This is a genomic window from Sphingomonas sp. Leaf407 (assembly GCF_001425385.1).
Lineage (GTDB): Bacteria > Pseudomonadota > Alphaproteobacteria > Sphingomonadales > Sphingomonadaceae > Sphingomonas.
The window spans coordinates 45,555-64,617 of sequence record NZ_LMQO01000004.1 but is presented as its reverse complement, the minus strand read 5'-3'; the positions used below and the strand labels follow the sequence as shown (position 1 = coordinate 64,617).

General features: G+C 67.3%; 12 protein-coding genes and 2 pseudogenes. 8 read left to right on the top strand and 6 right to left on the bottom strand.

Annotation, left to right across the window (positions count from 1 at the left end):
• The first annotated feature begins 27 nt into the window (after positions 1-27).
• Positions 28-1,077: a glycosyltransferase family 4 protein gene (locus ASG37_RS12655; RefSeq protein ID WP_055760759.1), complete on the top strand. Its 1,050-nt coding sequence runs from the start codon at positions 28-30 to the stop codon at positions 1,075-1,077.
• Positions 1,074-2,294, top strand: coding sequence for a glycosyltransferase family 4 protein (locus tag ASG37_RS12650; RefSeq protein ID WP_082448448.1), 1,221 nt, complete (start codon positions 1,074-1,076; stop codon positions 2,292-2,294). Before ASG37_RS12655 ends, ASG37_RS12650 begins: the two co-directional genes overlap by 4 nt.
• On the opposite strand, the gene ASG37_RS12645 is transcribed toward ASG37_RS12650, so the two are convergent.
• On the bottom strand, positions 2,216-3,094 hold the full coding sequence (locus tag ASG37_RS12645) for a hypothetical protein (RefSeq protein ID WP_055760756.1): 879 nt from the start codon (positions 3,092-3,094) through the stop codon (positions 2,216-2,218). The two genes, ASG37_RS12650 and ASG37_RS12645, sit on opposite strands and share 79 nt — an antisense overlap.
• An 83-nt stretch (positions 3,095-3,177) precedes the next feature.
• On the opposite strand from ASG37_RS12645, the gene ASG37_RS12640 reads away from it, so the two are divergent.
• Positions 3,178-4,053: an NmrA family NAD(P)-binding protein gene (locus ASG37_RS12640; RefSeq protein WP_235525236.1), complete on the top strand. Its 876-nt coding sequence runs from the start codon at positions 3,178-3,180 to the stop codon at positions 4,051-4,053.
• Positions 4,054-4,272: 219 nt separating this feature from the next.
• On the opposite strand, the gene ASG37_RS12635 is transcribed toward ASG37_RS12640, so the two are convergent.
• On the bottom strand, positions 4,273-5,925 hold the full coding sequence (locus ASG37_RS12635) for an alkaline phosphatase D family protein (RefSeq protein ID WP_055760748.1): 1,653 nt from the start codon (positions 5,923-5,925) through the stop codon (positions 4,273-4,275).
• A gap of 124 nt (positions 5,926-6,049) precedes the next feature.
• Here ASG37_RS12635 and ASG37_RS12630 point away from each other — a divergent pair, with 124 nt between their 5' ends.
• Both ASG37_RS12630 and ASG37_RS12625 read left to right on the top strand, forming a co-directional pair.
• Positions 6,050-8,449: a TonB-dependent receptor gene (locus ASG37_RS12630; protein WP_055760745.1), complete on the top strand. Its 2,400-nt coding sequence runs from the start codon at positions 6,050-6,052 to the stop codon at positions 8,447-8,449.
• Between the two features lie 371 nt (positions 8,450-8,820).
• A pseudogene (locus ASG37_RS12625) lies at positions 8,821-10,149 on the top strand (IS701 family transposase).
• A 264-nt stretch (positions 10,150-10,413) separates the two neighbouring features.
• Here the strand turns inward: ASG37_RS12625 and ASG37_RS12620 are convergent.
• The 3 genes and pseudogenes from ASG37_RS12620 to ASG37_RS12610 all read right to left on the bottom strand — a co-directional run.
• Positions 10,414-11,109, bottom strand: a pseudogene (locus ASG37_RS12620) (Tn3 family transposase); the annotation flags it as partial.
• A 17-nt stretch (positions 11,110-11,126) separates the two neighbouring features.
• Positions 11,127-12,275: a hypothetical protein gene (locus tag ASG37_RS12615; RefSeq protein WP_156349193.1), complete on the bottom strand. Its 1,149-nt coding sequence runs from the start codon at positions 12,273-12,275 to the stop codon at positions 11,127-11,129.
• Positions 12,257-14,890, bottom strand: coding sequence for a TonB-dependent receptor (locus ASG37_RS12610; RefSeq protein ID WP_055760740.1), 2,634 nt, complete (start codon positions 14,888-14,890; stop codon positions 12,257-12,259). Before ASG37_RS12610 ends, ASG37_RS12615 begins: the two co-directional genes overlap by 19 nt.
• A gap of 218 nt (positions 14,891-15,108) precedes the next feature.
• Between ASG37_RS12610 and ASG37_RS12605 the strand changes: the two genes are divergently transcribed.
• Positions 15,109-16,242, top strand: a complete 1,134-nt coding sequence (locus ASG37_RS12605; protein ID WP_082448444.1) for an ROK family transcriptional regulator — start codon at positions 15,109-15,111, stop codon at positions 16,240-16,242.
• Here the strand turns inward: ASG37_RS12605 and ASG37_RS18230 are convergent.
• Positions 16,169-16,396 carry an IS3 family transposase gene (locus tag ASG37_RS18230; RefSeq protein WP_082448441.1) on the bottom strand — a complete coding sequence of 76 codons (228 nt, stop codon included), beginning with the start codon at positions 16,394-16,396 and terminating at the stop codon, positions 16,169-16,171. The genes ASG37_RS12605 and ASG37_RS18230 overlap by 74 nt on opposite strands.
• 264 nt (positions 16,397-16,660) lie before the next feature.
• Here ASG37_RS18230 and ASG37_RS12600 point away from each other — a divergent pair, with 264 nt between their 5' ends.
• Together ASG37_RS12600 and ASG37_RS12595 are read left to right on the top strand one after the other, a co-directional pair.
• Positions 16,661-17,929 carry an MFS transporter gene (locus tag ASG37_RS12600; protein WP_055760734.1) on the top strand — a complete coding sequence of 423 codons (1,269 nt, stop codon included), beginning with the start codon at positions 16,661-16,663 and terminating at the stop codon, positions 17,927-17,929.
• Between the two features lie 47 nt (positions 17,930-17,976).
• On the top strand, positions 17,977-19,017 hold the full coding sequence (locus tag ASG37_RS12595) for a LacI family DNA-binding transcriptional regulator (protein WP_055760731.1): 1,041 nt from the start codon (positions 17,977-17,979) through the stop codon (positions 19,015-19,017).
• The last annotated feature ends 46 nt before the right edge of the window (positions 19,018-19,063 follow it).

The following is a 19,063-nucleotide window of genomic DNA, read 5'->3' as shown; positions in this document are numbered from 1 at the left end:
GCGCAGGCGGATGGTTCCGCCCGTGGAATGCCCGTCCCTTTACGCATCGCGCAGCTCGCCCCGGTGATCTACCCCACCCCGCCGGGCCGGACCGGCGGGACCGAACGGGTCGTGTCCGACCTGACCGAGACATTGGTGGCGATGGGCCATGACGTGACGCTGATCGCGCCGTCGGACAGCATCACCACCGCGCGGCATTTGTCGGCGCACCCCAGCCTGCGCACGCTGGAACAGCATCATGGGCCGGTCGCGCCGGGGGTTCCCGCCGCGCTGGAGGCGGCGCAGCTCGGCATCCTGCGGCGCTATCTCGACCGGTTCGACATGGTGCATTGCCACGGCGAGTTCGCCCATGCGGCGGTGCTAGGCGACCGGATCGGGTGCAGCCTGACGACGGTCCACTGGCGGCTGGACGAGCTGGACCGGCAATTGTTCTTTCGCAGCTTTCCCGAGCTGCCGGTCGCGGCGATCTCGGCGGCGCAGGCGCGCGACCTGCCCCGGTCGAACCGCGCCGGCATCGTCCACCACGGCATTCCGCCCGAACGGTTCCGGGCAGGGCCGGGCGGGCGCGGCGTCGCCTTCATCGGGCGGATGACCGACCAGAAACGGCCCGACGTCGCGATCCGCGTCGCGCGTGCCGCCGGGCGACCGATCCGGCTGGCCGGGGGGATCGACGTCGGCAACCCGCGCTATTTCGCCGACAGCGTCGCGCCGCTGCTGGGCGACGATGCGGTGCATGTCGGCGAGGTCGACGACCGCGCCAAACAGGCGCTGCTGGGCGAGGCGGCGGCGCTGCTCTTCCCGATCGACTGGCCCGAGCCGTTCGGGCTGGTGATGATCGAGGCGATGGCGTGCGGCACGCCGGTGATCGCATGGGACCGGGGCAGCGCGCGTGAGGTGGTGGAGCAGGGCGTTACCGGCTTCGTCGTCGGCAGCGAGGACGAGGCGGTCGCCGCCTTGGAGCGGATCGAAACGCTCGACCGGGCGCGGGTGCGCGAACGCTTCGAGGCGCGGTTCACCGCCCGGCGGATGGCCGAGGACTATGTCGCGCTCTACCGCCAGTTGATCGCGCTCAAATGAGGATCGGCATCGTCACCTGGGCCTATCCGCCCGAGAAGAGCGGCCTGTCGCGCGCCGCGCGCGAGATCGCGCAGGCGCTGGCCGGGGCGGGGCATGACGTGCGCGTCGTGACGATGGACCGGTCGGGGCGCGAGCGCGACGGCGCGGTCGAGGTGGTCGGCGCAGGCGGCGGCGGCTGGCTGGCATGGCTGCGGCGCTGGCCCGGCATCGGCCATTTGTGCGGCCCGGCGATGATCGCGGGGACGGTGCGGCGGCTGCATGCCGAACGCCCGTTCGACGTGGTCGAGGGGACGAACTGGTATGCGCCGGGGCTATGGATCGCACTGACCGGGCCGGTGCCCTATGTCACGCGCAATTCCACGCCGGTCGCGACCAGCGCCGCCCCGCCCGTAACCTTGCGCGACCGGATCGATCGGCGGGGGGCGGTGATGGTGGAGGCGGTGGCGGCGCGCGCCTCGGCGGGGCTCATCTCCAATACCGCGGCGCATGGCGCGAAGATCGCCGCGCTGTACCGCACGGCACCGCCGGGGCCGGGTCATGCGGTGGTCGGCCTGAGCCTCGACCCCGCGATCGTCGCGGCGGGGCAGGCGGCATCCTATCCGCCGGGCAACGACATTCTGCGGATGCTGTTCGTCGGGCGCAACGAACCGCGTAAAGGGACCGATGCGCTGATCGGCGCGCTGCCCGCATTGGCGGCGGAGGCCGATGCGGGGGAGCTGCCCGATTTTCGGCTGACGGTGATCGGGCTGCATCGCCACGAACTGGACGGACTGCCGCCGGCGGCGCTGCGCCGGATCGATTCCTTTCACCGCGTCGACGATGACACGCTGCACGCGCAACTGGCGGCGGCGGACATGGTGGTCGCGCCGTCGCGCTACGAAAGTTTCGGGCTGGTGTATCAGGAGGCGATGATGTTCGCCCGGCCGATCGCGGCGTGTGGCGAGGACCCGAGCGCGCGGTTGTTCGTCGGCGACAGCGGCGCGGGGCTGCTGGCGGAGAATTGCACGGCGCTGGCGCTAGGCGACGTGTTGCGGCGGATGCTGCGCGACGGCGGGTTGCGCGCCGCCCTGTCGGCGGCGGCGCGGGTGGCGGCGGGGCGCTTCACCCGGACGAGCCTGGCGACGGAGACGGCGGCGGTTTATGTCGCGGCGGTGAACGGGCGGAGCAAGGCGGCTTCATCGGTCGGGCGGCCGGCCCCGGCGGACATCGCCTCATAGACTTTCGATCGTGCGAGTACGCGGGTGCGGTCGAGCCGGTGATCGATCGCGCCGGTCAGCGCCAGCGAGGTCCGCTCGAACGGTACGTCGGGGCGTTCGTGGACCCGGCCGGCGAAGCGGATGTCGCTGCGCACCAGCCGGTACTGAATGTCGGGCCACAGCGCCGATTGCACCCCGTCGACCAGATTGCGCCGGGCGAGGCCCAGCGCGCACAGACCGTCGCGATCGGCCGCCGCCGTCAGCCAGCCGAGCGCGCCGAGCAGCGCGTCGTCGGGCCGTTCGTCGGTGTCGAGGTGCAGCACCCATCCTTCCGCCAGCGCCTGCACCCGGTTGCGTTGCGCGGCGAAGTCGCCGCCCAGCGGATGCGCCATGACCTGCACGCCGCGCGCCTGCATGGCGAGAGTGGCGGCATCGCCAATCGTGCCGTCGAGGACGACGATCGCCTTGGGGAACCTTGGCCGCAGCGCCGCGAGCATCGCCGCCACCGTGTCGCTGTCGCCGGCGCGGGCGATGATGCCCAGCGTCACGTCGGGCGAGCGCGGCGTGGTCGGGTGCCAGCGCTCCGCCTCCCATATCATCCCCAGCGCCCATGCCGCGTTGCGCCGGGCATGCGGCGCGAGCGTGAAGCCGGTTGCCGCTCCTCCCACCAGATGCGCGCGGATCGCCTCGCGCAGCGCCACCGCGTCGAAACGCAGATCGGCGACGGCGAGGCCGCAATGGGTGCATTCGGGCAGCGCGCGCGCATGCCAGCGATCGTTGCCGCATATCGGGCAGCGGGGCCCGGTGATCGCTTCGTCCAATGGCTGTTCCCGTTTCGCGGTGGTGCGCGTAGGGAACGCACGGACGGCAGGGTGGTTCGCTAACCGCAATGATACGCAAGGATGTGACAGAAACGATCGTCGTCGCCGGTGCGAACGGTGATCTGGGCGGGCGGATCGTCCGTGCGGGGCTCGCGCGCGGTGCGGTGGTACGCGCGCTGGTCCGGCCGGGGGGCGACGCCGCGGCGCTGGCGGCGGCCGGTGCGGAGGTCGTCGCCGTCGACTATAGCGATGCGGCGGCTTTGGTCCGCGCATGCCGTGATGCCCGCTGCGTGGTGTCGGCGTTGAACGGTCTGGGCGAGACGATCCTCGATACGCAGACCCGGCTGCTCGACGCGGCGATCGGTGGCGGGGCGGCGCGGTTCGTGCCTTCCGACTTCTCGATCGATTATACCGCGTTGCCGACGGGCACGAATCGCAATTTCGACCTGCGTCGCGCCTTTCGCACCCGGCTCGACACCGCGCCGATCCTCGCCACCTCGATCTTCAACGGTGCGTTCGCCGACATGCTCAATGGGCAGATGCCGCTGATCCAGCGGCCGGTGCGGCGGGTGCTGTACTGGGGCGATGCCGACACCCGCTTCGCGCTGACGACCAAGGATGATGTCGCCGCCTATACCGCCGCCGCCGCGCTCGATACCGCAGCACCACGCGACCTGCACATCGCCGGGGCCAGCGTCAGCGCGCGCGACCTCGCCGGGGTGATGGGCGAGGTGACGGGCAAGCGCTATGGCGTGCTGCGCGCCGGATCGCTGAACGGCCTCGCTCGGCTGATCGGGGCGACGCGGCGGCTGTTCCCCGATCGCACCTCGGTGTTCCCGGCTTGGCAGGGGATGCAGTATCTCCACAACATGTTCGACGGGCGCGCGCCGTCGGCCCCGACCGACAACGCGCGCTACGACGTCGCGTGGACCGATCTGCACGACGTGTTGCGGGGCTAGTGGGGATCGACATTCAGCTATTCCGGTGCAGTTCGTAGTCGAAAACGCCATCCTCCTTCGTCACCCCGGACTTGTTCCGGGGTCCACTTGGTCGCAAACGCTGTCGCAAGTGTTTCGAGCGGCATCAATCGCTGCACGGTGGACCCCGGAACCAGTCCGGGGTGACGGAAATGGTCGTTGCTGGCGGCACGGCCGACGGAATGTCGATCGGCCCTAGTCCTACTCCTCGACGATCGGCGCCACGCTGCCCGCCGCGACCGACCAGCGCGCGGTGGTTGCGGTGGTGAAGGTCGGTTCGATCACGCTCGACACGGTGCGGAACTGCGCCTGCGCGCGGGTCGGCGTCAGGGTGAGCAGCAGATAGCCCTTGCGGTCCTGATCGCAGTAGCGGACCTCCGGGCTGCCATCGGCGATGATCGTGCCGATGCCGGGCAGGATCGAACCATAGGACGGGCTGGAGATCGCGGTCGCGCCGAATTCGGCGGCGACGAGGCGGCCGGCATCGTCGTGCAGATCGTTCGCCCAGCCGGCATGGCTGTCCCCCGACAGCACGATCGGCCGCGACCCCGCCCGGCGGAACGCGGCATAGAGCCGCTCGCGCGCCGGGGGATAGCCGTCCCAGCTATCGAAGTTGAACGGCAGTCCCGCCTTGTACGATGCCTGCCCCTCGGCGATCCGGTCGCGATAGGCGGCGGGTGCCTTGGCAAGAAACTCGGCATAGCCGGCATCGCCGAGGGCTGCGGCAAGATCGGGGCCGGGGACGCGCGCCATCACCACCTGATTGCCGAGGAGCTGCCATGGCCGCTTCGCCGCGACCGACCGGGCGAGCTGCGCCTCGACCCAGTCCTGCTGCCCCTTGCCCAGCAATTCGCGGTCGGGGCGGGCGCGGATCGCCATCATCCGTGCATAATCGTCGGGCGCGATGCCGGCTCCCTTGGGCGCGGCCTGTTCCGACCGGGCGAGCAGGCGGGTTTCGACCATCACCAGCGTCGCCAGATCGCCGAAGTCGAACGCGCGGTTGATCGCCGCCCATGGCTGGCCCGGCTTGGGATCGCGGATCGGCATCCATTCGAAATAGGCCTGCATCGCCGCCGCCTTGCGCTTGCCCCAGTCGCCCTCGGTCGCGGGATCGTGGTTCTCGGCCCCGCCGACCCAAGCGTCGTTGGCGCTCTCGTGATCGTCCCAGACGCAGAGGAACGCGGCGCGGGCGTGCGCCGCCTGCATCGCCGGGTCGCGCTTGGTCTGCGCATGGCGGGTGCGATAATCGGCGAGGGTGACGATCTCGTGCGCCGGTTCGGGCAGGCGGTTCAGCTTGCGGCCGATGTCGGCGCCATAGCCGTCGGGAGCATATTCATAGATATAGTCGCCAAGATGCAGCACCGCGTCCAGCCGGGGTTCGGCGGCGATCGCGGTATAGGCGTGCCAGTAGCCGCCGGGATAGAGCTGGCACGACACCACTGCCAGCACGACATCGGCGGTGCGCCCACGCGGCAGGGTACGGAACCGGCCGGTCGGCGAACGGGTGCCGTCGGCAGTGGTGAACCAGTACCAATAGTCGCGCCCGGCGGTCAGCCGCGTGACCTCCACCTTGGCGGTGAAGTCGCGCGCGGCGCGGGCAGTGACGCGGCCGCTGGCGACGGGCGTGCCCTGCTCGCTGGTGGCGACATGCCAGTCGAGCGGAATGTCCCCCGTCGCGCCGGCGGGCGGCGTCGCGCGGGTCCACAGGATCGCGCCGTCCGCCGCCGGATCGCCGCTCGCCACGCCATGCTCGAACCGCGCGGGCGGGGGGGCGGCATGGGCCGTGACGGCGGGCAGCGCGAGCGCGGCGCTGCCGCCGATGGTGCGAAGGGCGGTGCGGCGGTTGATCGTCATGGGCGGCAAACCTTGGCAGAAGCGGGACAGCCGCCCCCTATGTCGCTGATACGACAGGTCGATGACGTAACCGGACTGTCATTCCTTCCCCCTAGAGGCGGCGCCATCATTAGGGGGATATTGCATGTCGTTCTCGCGTCCGCTCGTCGCGCTGCTCGCGCTTGGTTGTTCGACCACCGCCTTCGCGCAGGCCAATGTCCAGCCGCGCACATCCGACGATGCCGATAGTGCCGCCGAGATCGTCGTGACCGCGCAAAAGATGGAACAGCGGATCGAGGACGTACCCCTCACCGTCACCGCCATCACCGGCAAGCGGATGGCCGACCTCGGCGTATCGACGCTGGCCGATGTCGCGCAATATATCCCCGGCCTCGTCATCCAGGAGCAGAGCGCCAATAATCCGGGCTTCGTGATCCGGGGCATCACGTCGGATTCGGGATCGGCGCAGCAGGGCGCGCGCGTCACTTTCTATTACAACGGCGTCGACATCAGCCGGTCGCGCGGGGCGTATCAGGACCTGTTCGATCTCGAACGGATCGAGGTGGTGAAGGGGCCGCAGGCGACGCTGTTCGGCACCGCCGCCGCCGTCGGCGCGGTATCGATCATCTCCGCGCGGCCCCGCCCCGGTTTCTCGGTGGAAGCCGCCGCATCCCGGGGCAATTTCGACCGGACGCAGGTGTCGGGTGTCATCAATGCGGGGGGCGACACGCTCGCCGGGCGGCTGGCGTTCGCCTATAAATACCGCGACGGCTATGTCCGCAACATCGCGGGTGATGCGACCATCCCGAACCAGAATCAGGGTCGGGTCGATCAGGACGACCTGAACGGGCAGGACCAGCGTGGGCTTCGCGGATCGCTGCGCTGGACGCCGACCCCCGCCGTCACCGCCGACCTCGTCCTCACCTATGACGGGCAGCGCAATCCGGGCACCGCGTTCAAGAGCCGCGCCTTCGCGCCGACCGGCGGGCGGACCGGCGATTATGGCGCTGCCGAACTGTCGGGATCGCCGCTGAGCGCCGAGGTGCTGGGCAAGCGCAAGCTGGGGCTCGACCGCGACGTGTATGACGCGAACCTGACCGTGCAGGTCGACGTCGCGCCGGGCGTCGTCTTCACCGCCGTCAACGGCTATCGCCGCTTCAACAGCCTCGAAACGTTCGACGCCGATGGCGGACCGGCATGGTATCTCGAATTCGCCGAGGATGCGAAGGGCGACCAGTGGAGCCACGAAGGCCGCTTCGCCTTCACCGGTGAAAAGGCACGCGCGTCGTTCGGCTGGAACGCCTTTTTCGAGAACGGCTATCAGCGCGTCCCCTTCTCGACCGAGGAAGGCACCTATCTCGCCTGTTCGGTCGCCGGGGCCTATGCCGGCGTCCGTGCCGGGCTGAATGCGGCGGGCGTGCCTACCGGCGCGGGCTGCGTTGCCGCCAACGGCACGATTCCGGCGACGCGCGCCACCGCGCTGCTGACGCGGGGGGGGGCCACCGTGCTGCCCTATGCGTCGGAATTCGCCAATTACGGCAACAACGATACCTATTCGGTGTTCGCCGACGCGACATGGCTGCCGCTGCCGCAACTGGAGCTGACCGCCGGCGCGCGGGTACTGATCGAAAATCGCCAGTCGCAATACAGCTCGGTCCAGCCCTTCTCGCGCATCCTTGCCGGGGCGGGGGTGTTCACCAGCCTGCTCGGCACCGCCAGCACCGGGGGTGCGAAGTTCGAGGCCGAGCGCAGCTTCGCCGCCGTGCTGCCGCGCTTCAACGCGCTGTTCCGGCTGAGCGATGCGGTGAACCTGTACGCGACGGTCAGCAAGGGCCGCCGCTCGCCGGTGGTGCAACTGGCCGCCGCGCGGACCGGCACGGCGGCGACCGCCGCCGTCATTCCCGCGCTGCAGATCGTGCCCGAAGAGCTGGTGTGGAATTACGAAGGCGGCATCAAGGGACGGGTCGGGCCGTTCAGCGGCGCGGCATCGGTCTTCTACCAACGCTATGACGGGTTTCAGGTGAGCGGGACCGAGAACGGTGTGACGACCACCCGTTCGGCCGGGTCGGCCGACAACCTCGGCGTCGAGCTGGAAGGCAATCTCGCGATCGGGCGCGTCCTGTCGCTGTTCGGGACCTTCGCCTATCTCGACGGCGGCATCGGAAAGGACGCGACCAACGGCGTGTTCGCCGGCAATCGCTTCCGTCTCCAGCCCGATATGACCGCCTCGGGCGGCGCGAACCTGCGGGTGCCGCTGGGCGGGCTGACGCTGTATGCGGTGCCGAGCGTCACCTATCGCTCGCGCGTGTTCTTCGAACTGCCGAACAATCCGGCGATCGCGCAGGGCGGCTATACGCTGGTCAACGCGCGTGCCGGGGTCGAGATCGGCCGCGACGGACGCTTCCTGATCGGCGGCTTCGCCCGCAACCTGACCAACGAGCGCTATCTGATCGATGGCGGCAACACCGGCGGCGGCTTCGGCGTGCCCACCTATATCCGGGGCGAGCCGCGCTTCTACGGCGTCGAGGTCGGCGCACGTTTCTGATCGTACTGCTCCCCCCTGACAAGGATTCCTCTGCGAAAGTGCCGTCGATTGCTGAGGCTCGGCGTACCCCGGCGAAGGCCGGGGTCCAGTTGGTGAACGATTCTACTGGAGTCGATCGACATTCAGCATTTCCGGCCAGTCATCGTCATCTTCGGCCGACACAGCCGCCCCTTTCGTCACCCCGGACTTGTTCCGGGGTCCACGGCTCGGCAATCGGTATGCCTTGAGCCTCCATTGACCGCATTTGCGGCCAGGTGGACCCCGGAACGAGTCCGGGGTGACGACGCGCGAAGGAATGTCGATCGGCCCTAGCACTACCTGGGCAGTTTAACGTAGCGTGGGTGCTACCCCTGCTGGCATGCGAGGTAGCGATGGCTGGCGTTCGTGAGAGGGTGCAGGAACTGGATGCGTGGCCGGCGCCGTTTCTGGCAGTGACGGGGCGCAAGACGCGTCGGGTGTGGGCACCATTGTACCTGCGGGGGCTGTTGGGCCCGGGCGACCGCAAGAGCCTGTCGCCAATGGTGGCGCGACTGGGGCTGCCGGGTCACGATCAGCTCCAGCATTTCATTGCCAGCCCGGCCTGGGACGATGCGCCGCTTTGGACGCAACTGGCGCACGAAGCGGATCGCCTGGTGGGCGGGCCTGACGCTTATCTGGTAATCGACGACACGGCCTTGCCGAAGAAGGGAGTGCTGTCGGTCTGGGTGGCGCGGCAATACTGCGGCGCACTGGGCAAACAGGCGAACTGCCAGTCGCTGGTTTCCTCGACGCTGGCGCAAGGCGAGGTGCCGGTTCCGCTCGGGCTACGGCTGTTCCTGCCCGAAGCATGGACGAACGAGCCAGGCCGCTGCTTGCAGGGGGGTGTGCCCGAAGATGCGATGATGCCGTGGACGAAAGGCAAGATCGCATTGGCGGAGATCGATCGTATCCAGGCAGCCGGTGTGCGCTTTGGTACCGTACTGGCCGATGCCGGCTGCGGTACCAGCGCGGCTTTCCGTCACGGACTGGATGCACGCGGGCTACGCTGGGCGGTAGGCATCGCGAAGAACCAGAAAATATACGACGCCGATGTGCGGATCGTGGCTCGTGTTGGACGTGCCTGCAAGCCGACACCGGACAGGGAGCCATGCGACGCCGAGACGCTGTTGGCCGGGCTGAAGTGGCGACATGTCGCGTGGCGGCACGGGACCAGGGGCAAGCTGACGGCCCGGTTTGCGATGTGCCGGGTGCGCGTCGGCGATGGCCCGACCTGGGGCAACAACCGTCACCTGCCCGGCGCGGAGGTCTGGCTGGTCGGCGAATGGCGCTCGTCGGGCGAGCGCAAATACTATCTGTCGAACCTGCCGGCCGACACGACGCGCCGTGACTTGGCAGGAGCGACCAAGGCGCGCTGAGTATGCGAACAGGGTCACCAGCAATTGAAGGAGGAACTGGGCCTCGACCATTTCGAAGGGCGCTCATGGACCGGCCTGCACCGACATGCGCTGATGGCATGCATTGCCTGTGCCTATCTCCAGCATCTGCACCTCGCCGAATATCGTCGGACGGGGCGGGGAAAAAATAACCACCCGACTACCGGGACCACCGCCAGCGCCAAGCCTGCCCACGGTCCGACAAGCCATCATCGGCAAACTCTTCGAGCGCCTCGTTCCACCCGTCCTATGCCCACACTGCCAAAAACGCCTTCGACTGCCCTCTGATGTCAAAGTGCCCAGGTAGTACTAGTAGAATGTAACATCATATCGTTGATCGGGGGATCTTCATATTGACCTATTCGCGCCGAATGGCGCCAGCGCTGGTGTCATTGCTGGCGACCGCGAACGCTACGGCAAGGGAGCGTCACGTAGAAGGGGCACAGACATACGGTAGCGACGATCATGCCGGCAGCCGGGTGATCTGACGCAGGGGTCGCAGCTTACCGTTTGGTGCGCCGGGGCCGGCCGAGAGATAGTCGCCGGTCAGGTTGATGCGCTGGTGCCGCCGGTGCGGATCGAGGTCGCGAGCCGGATCGTGTCGTTCCAGTAGTCGGCGATCAGCGCCTCGTCGATCGGCTGCGCTGCGAGCGGGGCGATGTCCGGTCCAAGCCGCATGTCGGCGAACCGGTGCAGGCGCCGGACGGCAATGTTGGGGATGTGCGGCGCGAAGCGGAAGCCGAGCAGGTGGCATAGTGCAAAGACATGATCGGAGACGCCGCCCCCATCGGTATGGTGGCGTTCGATCGCGAGATCGGCACCGTGATGGAGCAGACCGTCGAGGACATGCGCCGCCTCGCCGGCCCCGGCGGAGATGACCCCGGAATGGAACGGCGCATAGCGGTCGGAGACGTGCGTGTAGAAAGAGGTGGCCGGTTCGCTGCCCTTGTGCGGGCTGATCGCGCCAGTCGCTTGCGCCCGCCCCGTCGTTAGATGGGTGAAACAGCCAGTGAGGCCGGTCCAGCGACCTACGTCGGCGAGCAGATCGGTGATCCGGATCGACGAGCGGGGCGAGCACGTCCTCCAGCGCATCGGCTGCAATCTTCGCTTCGACCTCTGCCAATCGACGCGCCAGCAACGCCTTGCGTTGGAACAGCCAGCCATGGCCGTGTCGGCGACGGGCACGGGCAACGGCCCTGCGTCGCGCATTGCGGCAAACAAAGGGGTGGGAATGAGCCGTTTGCCAACATGTCCCGTCAACCGGACTACGCTGGATTGATCGGTTCGTCCTGATAGACGGAAGGCCCCGGTGGCGTGACCGCAGCGGGTGAGGTCAACTCCCCTGTGTCGGTGTCGTACCGGAAGGTTTCGGTTACAGCGCCGGTTGCAACGGTGATGACGCCACGCGATCGATCGTCCTCAACCCCGATACGTGTAACAGGGTGTCCGGGACACCGGATCGTCGCACCCGACTGAAAGCCGGTGCTGCCATCGGGCTGGATCAGACATGGTTTCTCTCCTGCCCGACCAAGCTCCAGCCAACCTTCGGTCGTGATCCGGTGGGTATAGATTCCACGGTCATTGGGACCGACCGTCGTGAAAGGCTCGCCACGCCCGAAACGGCGTTCCCTGCCGGGAATATCCTTCACTCCCACCTGATTGTGGGTCAGCAGACCGTCGGCACCGATATAATAATGCCCGATCTGTGTCCCCCTATTGCCTGGCCAGCGCAGGTGCATGTGCATGTGCGGCGGGGCGTCGGTATGGCCGTGGGGGGCGTTGGTATCGAACCCCATGATCTGGATCCGCCCCAGATGCTCACGTTCGACCTGTTCGCCCAACCCCAGTTCGCGAATAACTTCGCGTTGCGCGAACTCCAGGACATTGGCGGCCCGGCGTTGCACGTCGGGGAACGGCCCCGTTGCATAGAAACCGGCACGTCGCACCGGATCGGCATGTTCGAAGCGCAGGACCATGCCCGGTTCGACGATATGCGTCGCCACTTCGGCCGCGGTGACGGCATCTGCAGCGACCGGCGGCACCTGCACGACGAGGCGTCCCGCATCGTATCGGAACGGCAGGTCGCCGCCCTCCAGAATGACCCGACGAACAGCCTTGCCCGGCCCTTGGAAGGCAAGTTCCAGCGACCGCCGACGCGGCACGCTCAGCGCGATCACCGTCTCGCGCGCATTCTCCGCATTGAACAACGGCTCAGTGACAGCCGTGCAGGACGGGCACGATGCCGGATCGAACCGCGCGACTGGCATGTCCGCCACGCCAAGCTTCACGAATTTCAAAACGATCCGCACGGTATCGGCCGGCCGCGCGCCATCGGCCAGCGCCGGTGGGGCGGGCATGCACATGCCCGCCAGCGCGAGGATGCGGGAAAACCCCCTCACCAGTTCGGCTTCCACGACAGACCCAGCCAGAACGTCCGGCCCACGGGGAAGAAGTAGTTCAGATAGTCGCGACCCGTACCCTGGCGGACGACGAACGGTTCCTTGGTCAGATTCTGTACCTGCCCGACCAGTTCCACGCCTTCGCGCACGGCCAGGCGCACCTGCACGTCGACCTGCTGGCGCGGTTCCTGGTAGAGATCGCGCGTCGGCGTGTCGCCGTCGGCCGATTGCAGCGCGCGGCCGATGCGGTTGTACGAGGCGCGGAGTTCGACCGGCCCGGTCGCATAGAACAGCGTCATATTGGCAATGTAGTCCGGCTGCTGGATCAGCCCGCTCGTCTTGCGGGTCGCAGACAGCCCCGATGCAATCCCCGCGGCGCTGACCGGCTGCCGGTACGATCCGTCGAGGAGCGTAAAGTTCGCATTGAAGCCCAAGCCCGGCAGCGCGGCGATACGATCCATCGTATAGCCGACCTCAAGTCCCTTCACCGTCGCCCCGGCGGCATTGCGCGGCGTGCTGACGAAGACGCTTTGATACGTCACGCCCTGGAAGGTGGTGACCGGACCCTGCTGGCTGCTCGTGAAAATCTCGTTCCTGATGTCCTTCACGAAACCGGCGACCGACAGCATCCCAGCGCCCATGTACCATTCGTAGGACAGGTCGTAATTCCACGCCTCGCGCGGTTTCAGATCGGGATTGCCGGTGTTGATCGTCAGCGTCCCGTCCGTGCCGATTCCGAACGAGGTGCGGGCGGCATATTGGCTATAATCGGGTCGGCCGATCGTCTTCGATACGCCCGCCCGCACCCGCATTCCGTCGCCGAGCTGGTACGTTGCCAGCGCGGAGGGAAGCCAATAGGCATAGTCGGTCGTCCGACGGACCGGCTCATATGCGGTCGAACCCCGTGTCGTGGGCGCCTGGTTCGTGTCGATGACCAGCGTCGTCGCATCGTAGCGGACACCCGCCTGCACATCGAAGCGATCGGCGCGGAACAGTCCCTGCGCATAGATCGCCTTCGTCGTCTCCAGATCGCGAAAATCGTCGGCCGCGTTGTTGGCGACCTGGTTGGTGGTGGTGAACGCGCTGCGACTGGTTTCGAAACGCTGCCATGCCGCCTGCCGATCGATCAGGAGATAACGAACGGCCGGCGTCAGATAGGCGGTCGGGTTCTTGTCGTAGAGGATGCCGCGCAGCGTTCCGGCGGTTACCTGCCCTGCGACATTGACGGGGACATATTCGGTGTAGCGCTGGTCGTAGGACAGGTCGGTCCGCGTGACCGCCGCACCCACGTTCGCCCCGAAACCCCGATCGTCGGCGGTCGCGTTGATGCCAAGGTTGACCTTGCCGAAATCGACGGTGGAATCGAGATCCCGGTTGATGCTGCGATAATAGAGCGCGCGGTAGCTGTCGGGATTGTTGGCAGCCGCAGTATCGTTGATCGTAAGCCGCGGACGGCCGTCCGTGATGGTATAGCCATAACCGAACGCCGGCAGGAACCCGGCCGAGGACGTACCGGCGCGCGGATTGGTGTCGTACTTTATCATCTCGCGCAGTTCGCGGTATTCCGCCTTCGAGCGCGCCAGCGTCGTGTCGAGCACGATGCCGTCGCCGAAATCATGGCGCCCCTTGGCATCGATCAGCCAGGTATCGCGCGTGACCGGCTGATAGGTCAGCCCCTGCTGAAGATCGCCCTGCGCGAACGCGCCGCTCGTCGCGGTGACCGCCGTCGGCGCGCCGGTCGGCAGCGTCAGGATCTCGTACCGCGTCTCGGTATCCTTGTCGTGATAATAGCCGCCGAACAGCGAAACCTCCGTCGCATCGTCGGGATGCCATTCCAGCTTCAGATTGCCGCTCACCCGGGTTCGCATGTTCTCGAAGAAATAATCCTGGTTGCGCACCGGCACGAGGAATCCGGTCGACCGATTGGAGAACGGCGTTCGCGCACCCGCCGCGGTAAAGTACGACCAGCCCGCACCATTGCTGTCGCCCGGCAGTTCGGCGCGCGCGCTGGACGGCAACCGCTGATATTCCACCGATGCGACGATTCCGAACGTATGATCGGCACCGAAGCGCATCGCGCTGGTCGCATCCGCACGGACCGATGCTCCGCCCTTGCGGATGAGCTTGCCGGCGGTGTCGTTGTAGCCGCCATTGGCGTTCATGACGAAGAATCGGTCGCCGCGTCCGTCGAAGGCGCTCTTGGACACGATGTTGATCCGGCCGCCCAGCGCGTGCGGATCATATTGCGCGGTGACGCTCTTGACCGCCTCGATCCGCGACACGAGCGACGACGGCAGCATGTCGAGCCGCGCGCCGCGGAACACCCAGTCGGGCGAGGCCAGCGGGATCCCGTCGATCGTCACCAGATTGTATCTGGGATCGAGCCCGCGGATCGTGGCGCGCTGATAGATGTCGCGGTTTTTGGTCGGATCGGCACCGCCGACTACGGACACACCCGTGATCCGCCGGCTGGCCTCGACGATGTTGAGGTCGGGCAGCCGCCCCACATCATCCTGCGAAACGGCATCGAGGATGACGGCGGAGTCGCGCTTCGCCTTGGTCGCCGAACGCTGTGAGGCGCGAAAGCCGGTGACGACGATCTCCTGACCCTCTTCGGAGCCTTCTGCCACAGTCTGCTCTGCAGCCGCAGCAGATGCTTGCGACTGCGCCAGCGCGGTAGTGCTTGTCAGCATCGTGCCGGCCAGCAGGCCGTGAACCCAACGGATTTGGCAACGCATCTCGAATCAGTCCCCCATTATCTCCCGCCTTTATATATCGTGTTGTATGATATTAATTTGACAGTGGGTCGCTACTGGTGGATTTTCGCCGCAGTCGGTAGCCATGGAGCATGATGAAGGGGCGTTTGATCAAAGCCGCAGGCGTTTCTGTGCGCGCACGCACGGTGCTCGCCGCGATCAGGCGGCACGGTAGCGTTTCGCGATCGGTGCTGATCCGTGAAACCGGCCTTTCCGGGACCGCGATCTTTCGTGCGACCGAGGAATTGGAGGTGGCCGGCCTGGTCCGCGCCGGGGCAACCGTTGCGGAAGGCCGGGGGCAACCCAGCAATATCATCCATATCGTGCCGGATGCGGCCTTTGCGCTTGGATTGTCGGTAATGACCGATCGCGCCGACGTCGCCCTGCTCGACCTGGCCGGATGCGTGCGGGCGCGCGCCGAGATCACGATGCCGGGCATGCCGCGTGGCGACCTGTTGGACGCAGCCGCGTCGTTCGGGACCGGGGCGTTGTCGTCCCTGGGTATCGAACCGGACAGGCTGAATGGCCTCGGCATTGCCGTCGCGGGCTTTTTTGTCGCGCCCGACATGGTGAACCCGGCCGAAGAGCTGGAAGACTGGGCGCTGGTCGATCTGCGCGCGGACGCATCGCGTCGGCTGACGATGCCTGTCGTCGTCGAGAACATCGCCAGCGCCGCAGCATTGGGTGAACGCCTGCTTGGCGTCGGCTCGCGCTATGCGAGTTCGTGCTACGTCAACGTCGCTTCGGGGTTCGGTGCGGGGATCATCGTCGATGGGGTGCTGATGCGGGGTCGACACGGCAATGCGGGGGAGATCGCGGGTCTCTTTCCAATGGCGGGACGGGCCACTCCCAATCTCGCGACGCTGCGCGGCTGCCTCGCCGATCACGGCGTATCGACCACCGGGATCGCCGACATGGTCGCGCGGTTCGATCCGGCATGGCCCGGTGTCGAAGCATGGCTGACCGAGCACCAACCAAGCTTCTCCTATCTGTTCGGCGTGCTTCGCCGCACCCTGGACTGCGAGGCGCTGATCCTGGGGGGCCGTTTGCCGCGCATGCTGGCGCGTCGGATCGTCGACGCGGCGGAATGGCCGGAAACGACGCTGACCGACCGGCGTGCGACACGCGCGCCGATGACGTTACTTGATGTCGCTAGCCTGGAACCCGATCTCGCCGGACCGTTGGGCGCGGCGTCGCTGGTCTTCCATCGGACGCTGTTCGATTGATAGCATAGGCGAAGGCCAGACCCATGGTCGACATCAGCCGTTCCACGGTGCATTTGGCGGTCGCCACGCCTTCGCGCCGCAACTGATGCCAGACCCTGCGCGTGCCATAGATACCAAAGCTGGCATCATGGACGCGCTTAATCTGCGCCCGTATTTCGTCGCTGGTCCTGCTCGTCGGCTCGCCTCCTCAAAGGCACCAGCGGCGCCGTGTCTCGGTGGTGCAGCCGATCTTCCCGGCGATCGAGGTCATCGCCGCCTACCCGGACGGATAATCCCTCGATGCTCATCAACCATCCGCACCGCGCGGTCGCGGAACTCATGCGAAAACCCGGGACGCTTCAAACCACCATTGCGTGACCGCTCGCGGCTGCCGATGGTCCAGAACAAATGGATCATATCGGGGAGGGGGCCCAGGGGCATGCGTCCACGGACGATCAATATCAGCATCGGCTATCTGGGGTTGCAGATCGCGTTCGGCATCCAGAGCGCAAGTCTCAGCCGTATCTTTCAGGGGCTGGGGGCACCGGTCGAGCAACTGGCGCTGCTGTGGCTTGCCGGGCCAGTGACCGGGTTGCTGATCCAGCCAGTCGTCGGCGCGCTCAGCGACCGGTACGGCACGCGGTTCGGGCGGCGGCGGCCGTATATCTTCGGGTCCGCGCTGATCGTGATGGCCGCGCTGGTGACATTGCCGCTCGCCGCGTCGCTGGCAGTGGCGGTGGCAACGATCTGGCTGCTGGAAGCGGCGATGAACGCGCTGCACGCGCCGTATCGCGCGCTGGTCGCCGATACGCTGCCGGTGGCGGACCATGCGCGTGGCTATGCGATGCAGACGGTGTTCATCGGGCTGGGCGCGCTGGCGGGTGCCTGTGCGCCGATGCTGCTGGCACAGGCGGGGCTGTCGAACGCCGCGCTGCCGGGACAGACGCCGCCGTCGATCCGCTTCGCCTTCGTCGCGGCGGCGGCGGCGGTGGCCCTGTCGGTCGGATGGACGCTGGCGACGGTGCGCGAACCCCGGCGTGTGGACGCCACGCCCCCGGTATCCGCGCCAAAGGCGAAGCGGTTTGCGGCGGTCGCGCGGCTATGGCGCGTGTTGCGGCCGGTGGCCGCGATCCAGTTCGCCTGCTGGTTCGGCCTTTATCTGCTATGGGTCTATGCCACGCCGGTTATCGCCGCCAACGTCTATGGCGCGACGTCGCCTTTCGATGCGGCCTACGCCCGCGGCGCGGACTTCGTCGGGGTATTGTTCGGCACCTACAACGGGGTCGCGGGCATCTTCGCCTTCGTGTTACCGGCCCTGTTCCGCCGGTTCGGGGTGCGACGCGTCCATGCGGCGGCGCTGGGGGCGGGGGCGGTCGGCCTCGCCGCGCTTGCATCCTGCACCGGCCCGATGGCGCTGATGGGCTGTGCGGGGCTGATCGGGATCGCCTATGCCTCGATGCTCAGCGCGCCGTTCGTGCTGGCGGGGCGGATCGTGACCAGCGCGACGGCGGGCATGTTCATTGGGGTGATGAACATCTTCATCGTCGTGCCGCAACTGGTCGCCGGGCTGACGATGGGATGGATCATCGCCCATCCGTTGCAGGGATCAGTGGTGCCCGTCCTCCCGCTCGGCGGACTGGCGATGCTGGCCGGCGCGTGGCTCAGCCTGCGCCTGCCGGCGGTGGACGAACCCACACGGACCGCGTAACGCAACTTAATGCAAAACGAACGAGGAACCATGACGCGATGACCCGGATGAAGCGAAGCGGACCCACGCTGCGCGACATCGCGGAGGCGGCCGACGTGTCGATCGCCACCGTGTCGCGGGTGCTGACCGGACACAGCGCGATCAGCGACGATACGCGCGAGCGCATCCTGCGCGCCACCGATCGTCTCGGCTATGTCCATGTTCCGCAGCGCCGCCGCCAGTCCGTGCCGATGCTGGCCGATCAGCTATGCCTCGTCGTGCCGGTGTCGCTGGCGCATGGCAGCCAGTTGGCCAACCCGTTCGAACTGGCGTTGATCGGTGGAATCGGCACGGCGGTGCGCGAGCGGCGGCGCGACATATCGATCGTGTGGCAGACGCCGCATGACGACGCGACGCTCGCCGCGTTCCTCGACGACAGCGGGTATGCGGGCACGATCTTCCTCGGCCAGTCGCAGTTTCACGATACGCTGAACCGGGTCGGCGCGGCCGGGGCGCCGCTGGTCGCATGGGGCGTGGAGGTTGCCGGACAGCAATATTGTTCGATCGGCAGCGACAACCGTGCCGGTGGTTTTCAGGCGACGCAGCATCTGTTGCGCAGCGGACGGCGGCGGATCGCCTTTGTGGGGGCGGCACCGCCGATCGCGGCGGCGCGCACGCCGTTCTCGCAAATCGCGATCCGGCAGGAGGGGTATCGTGCCGCGCTGGCGGCGCATGACGTCCCGTTCGATCCGCTGTTGGTCCAGACGCCCGCCGCCGGTCGCTTCGACGGGGGCGAGGCGGTCGATGACCTGCTGGAGCGCGGCATCGCGTTCGACGCGATCGTCGCCGCGTCCGATGTGGTGGCGCTCGGGGCGATCCGGGCGCTTCACCGGCGGGGCATGTCCGTCCCGGGCGACGTCGCGGTGATCGGCTATGACGACATCGATGCGGCAGCGCTGGCGATACCGGGACTGACGACGATCCGTCAGGACGTCATCAAGGCGGGCAGCCTGCTGGTGTCGAAATTGCTGCGGATCATCGACGGGCATCGCGTCCGGTCCGAACGTCTGCCGACCGATCTCGTGATTCGCGAATCCTGTGCCGGTTGACACGAAGGTTCCATGCAAATCCTGTGGATCGATACGTTTCATCTGA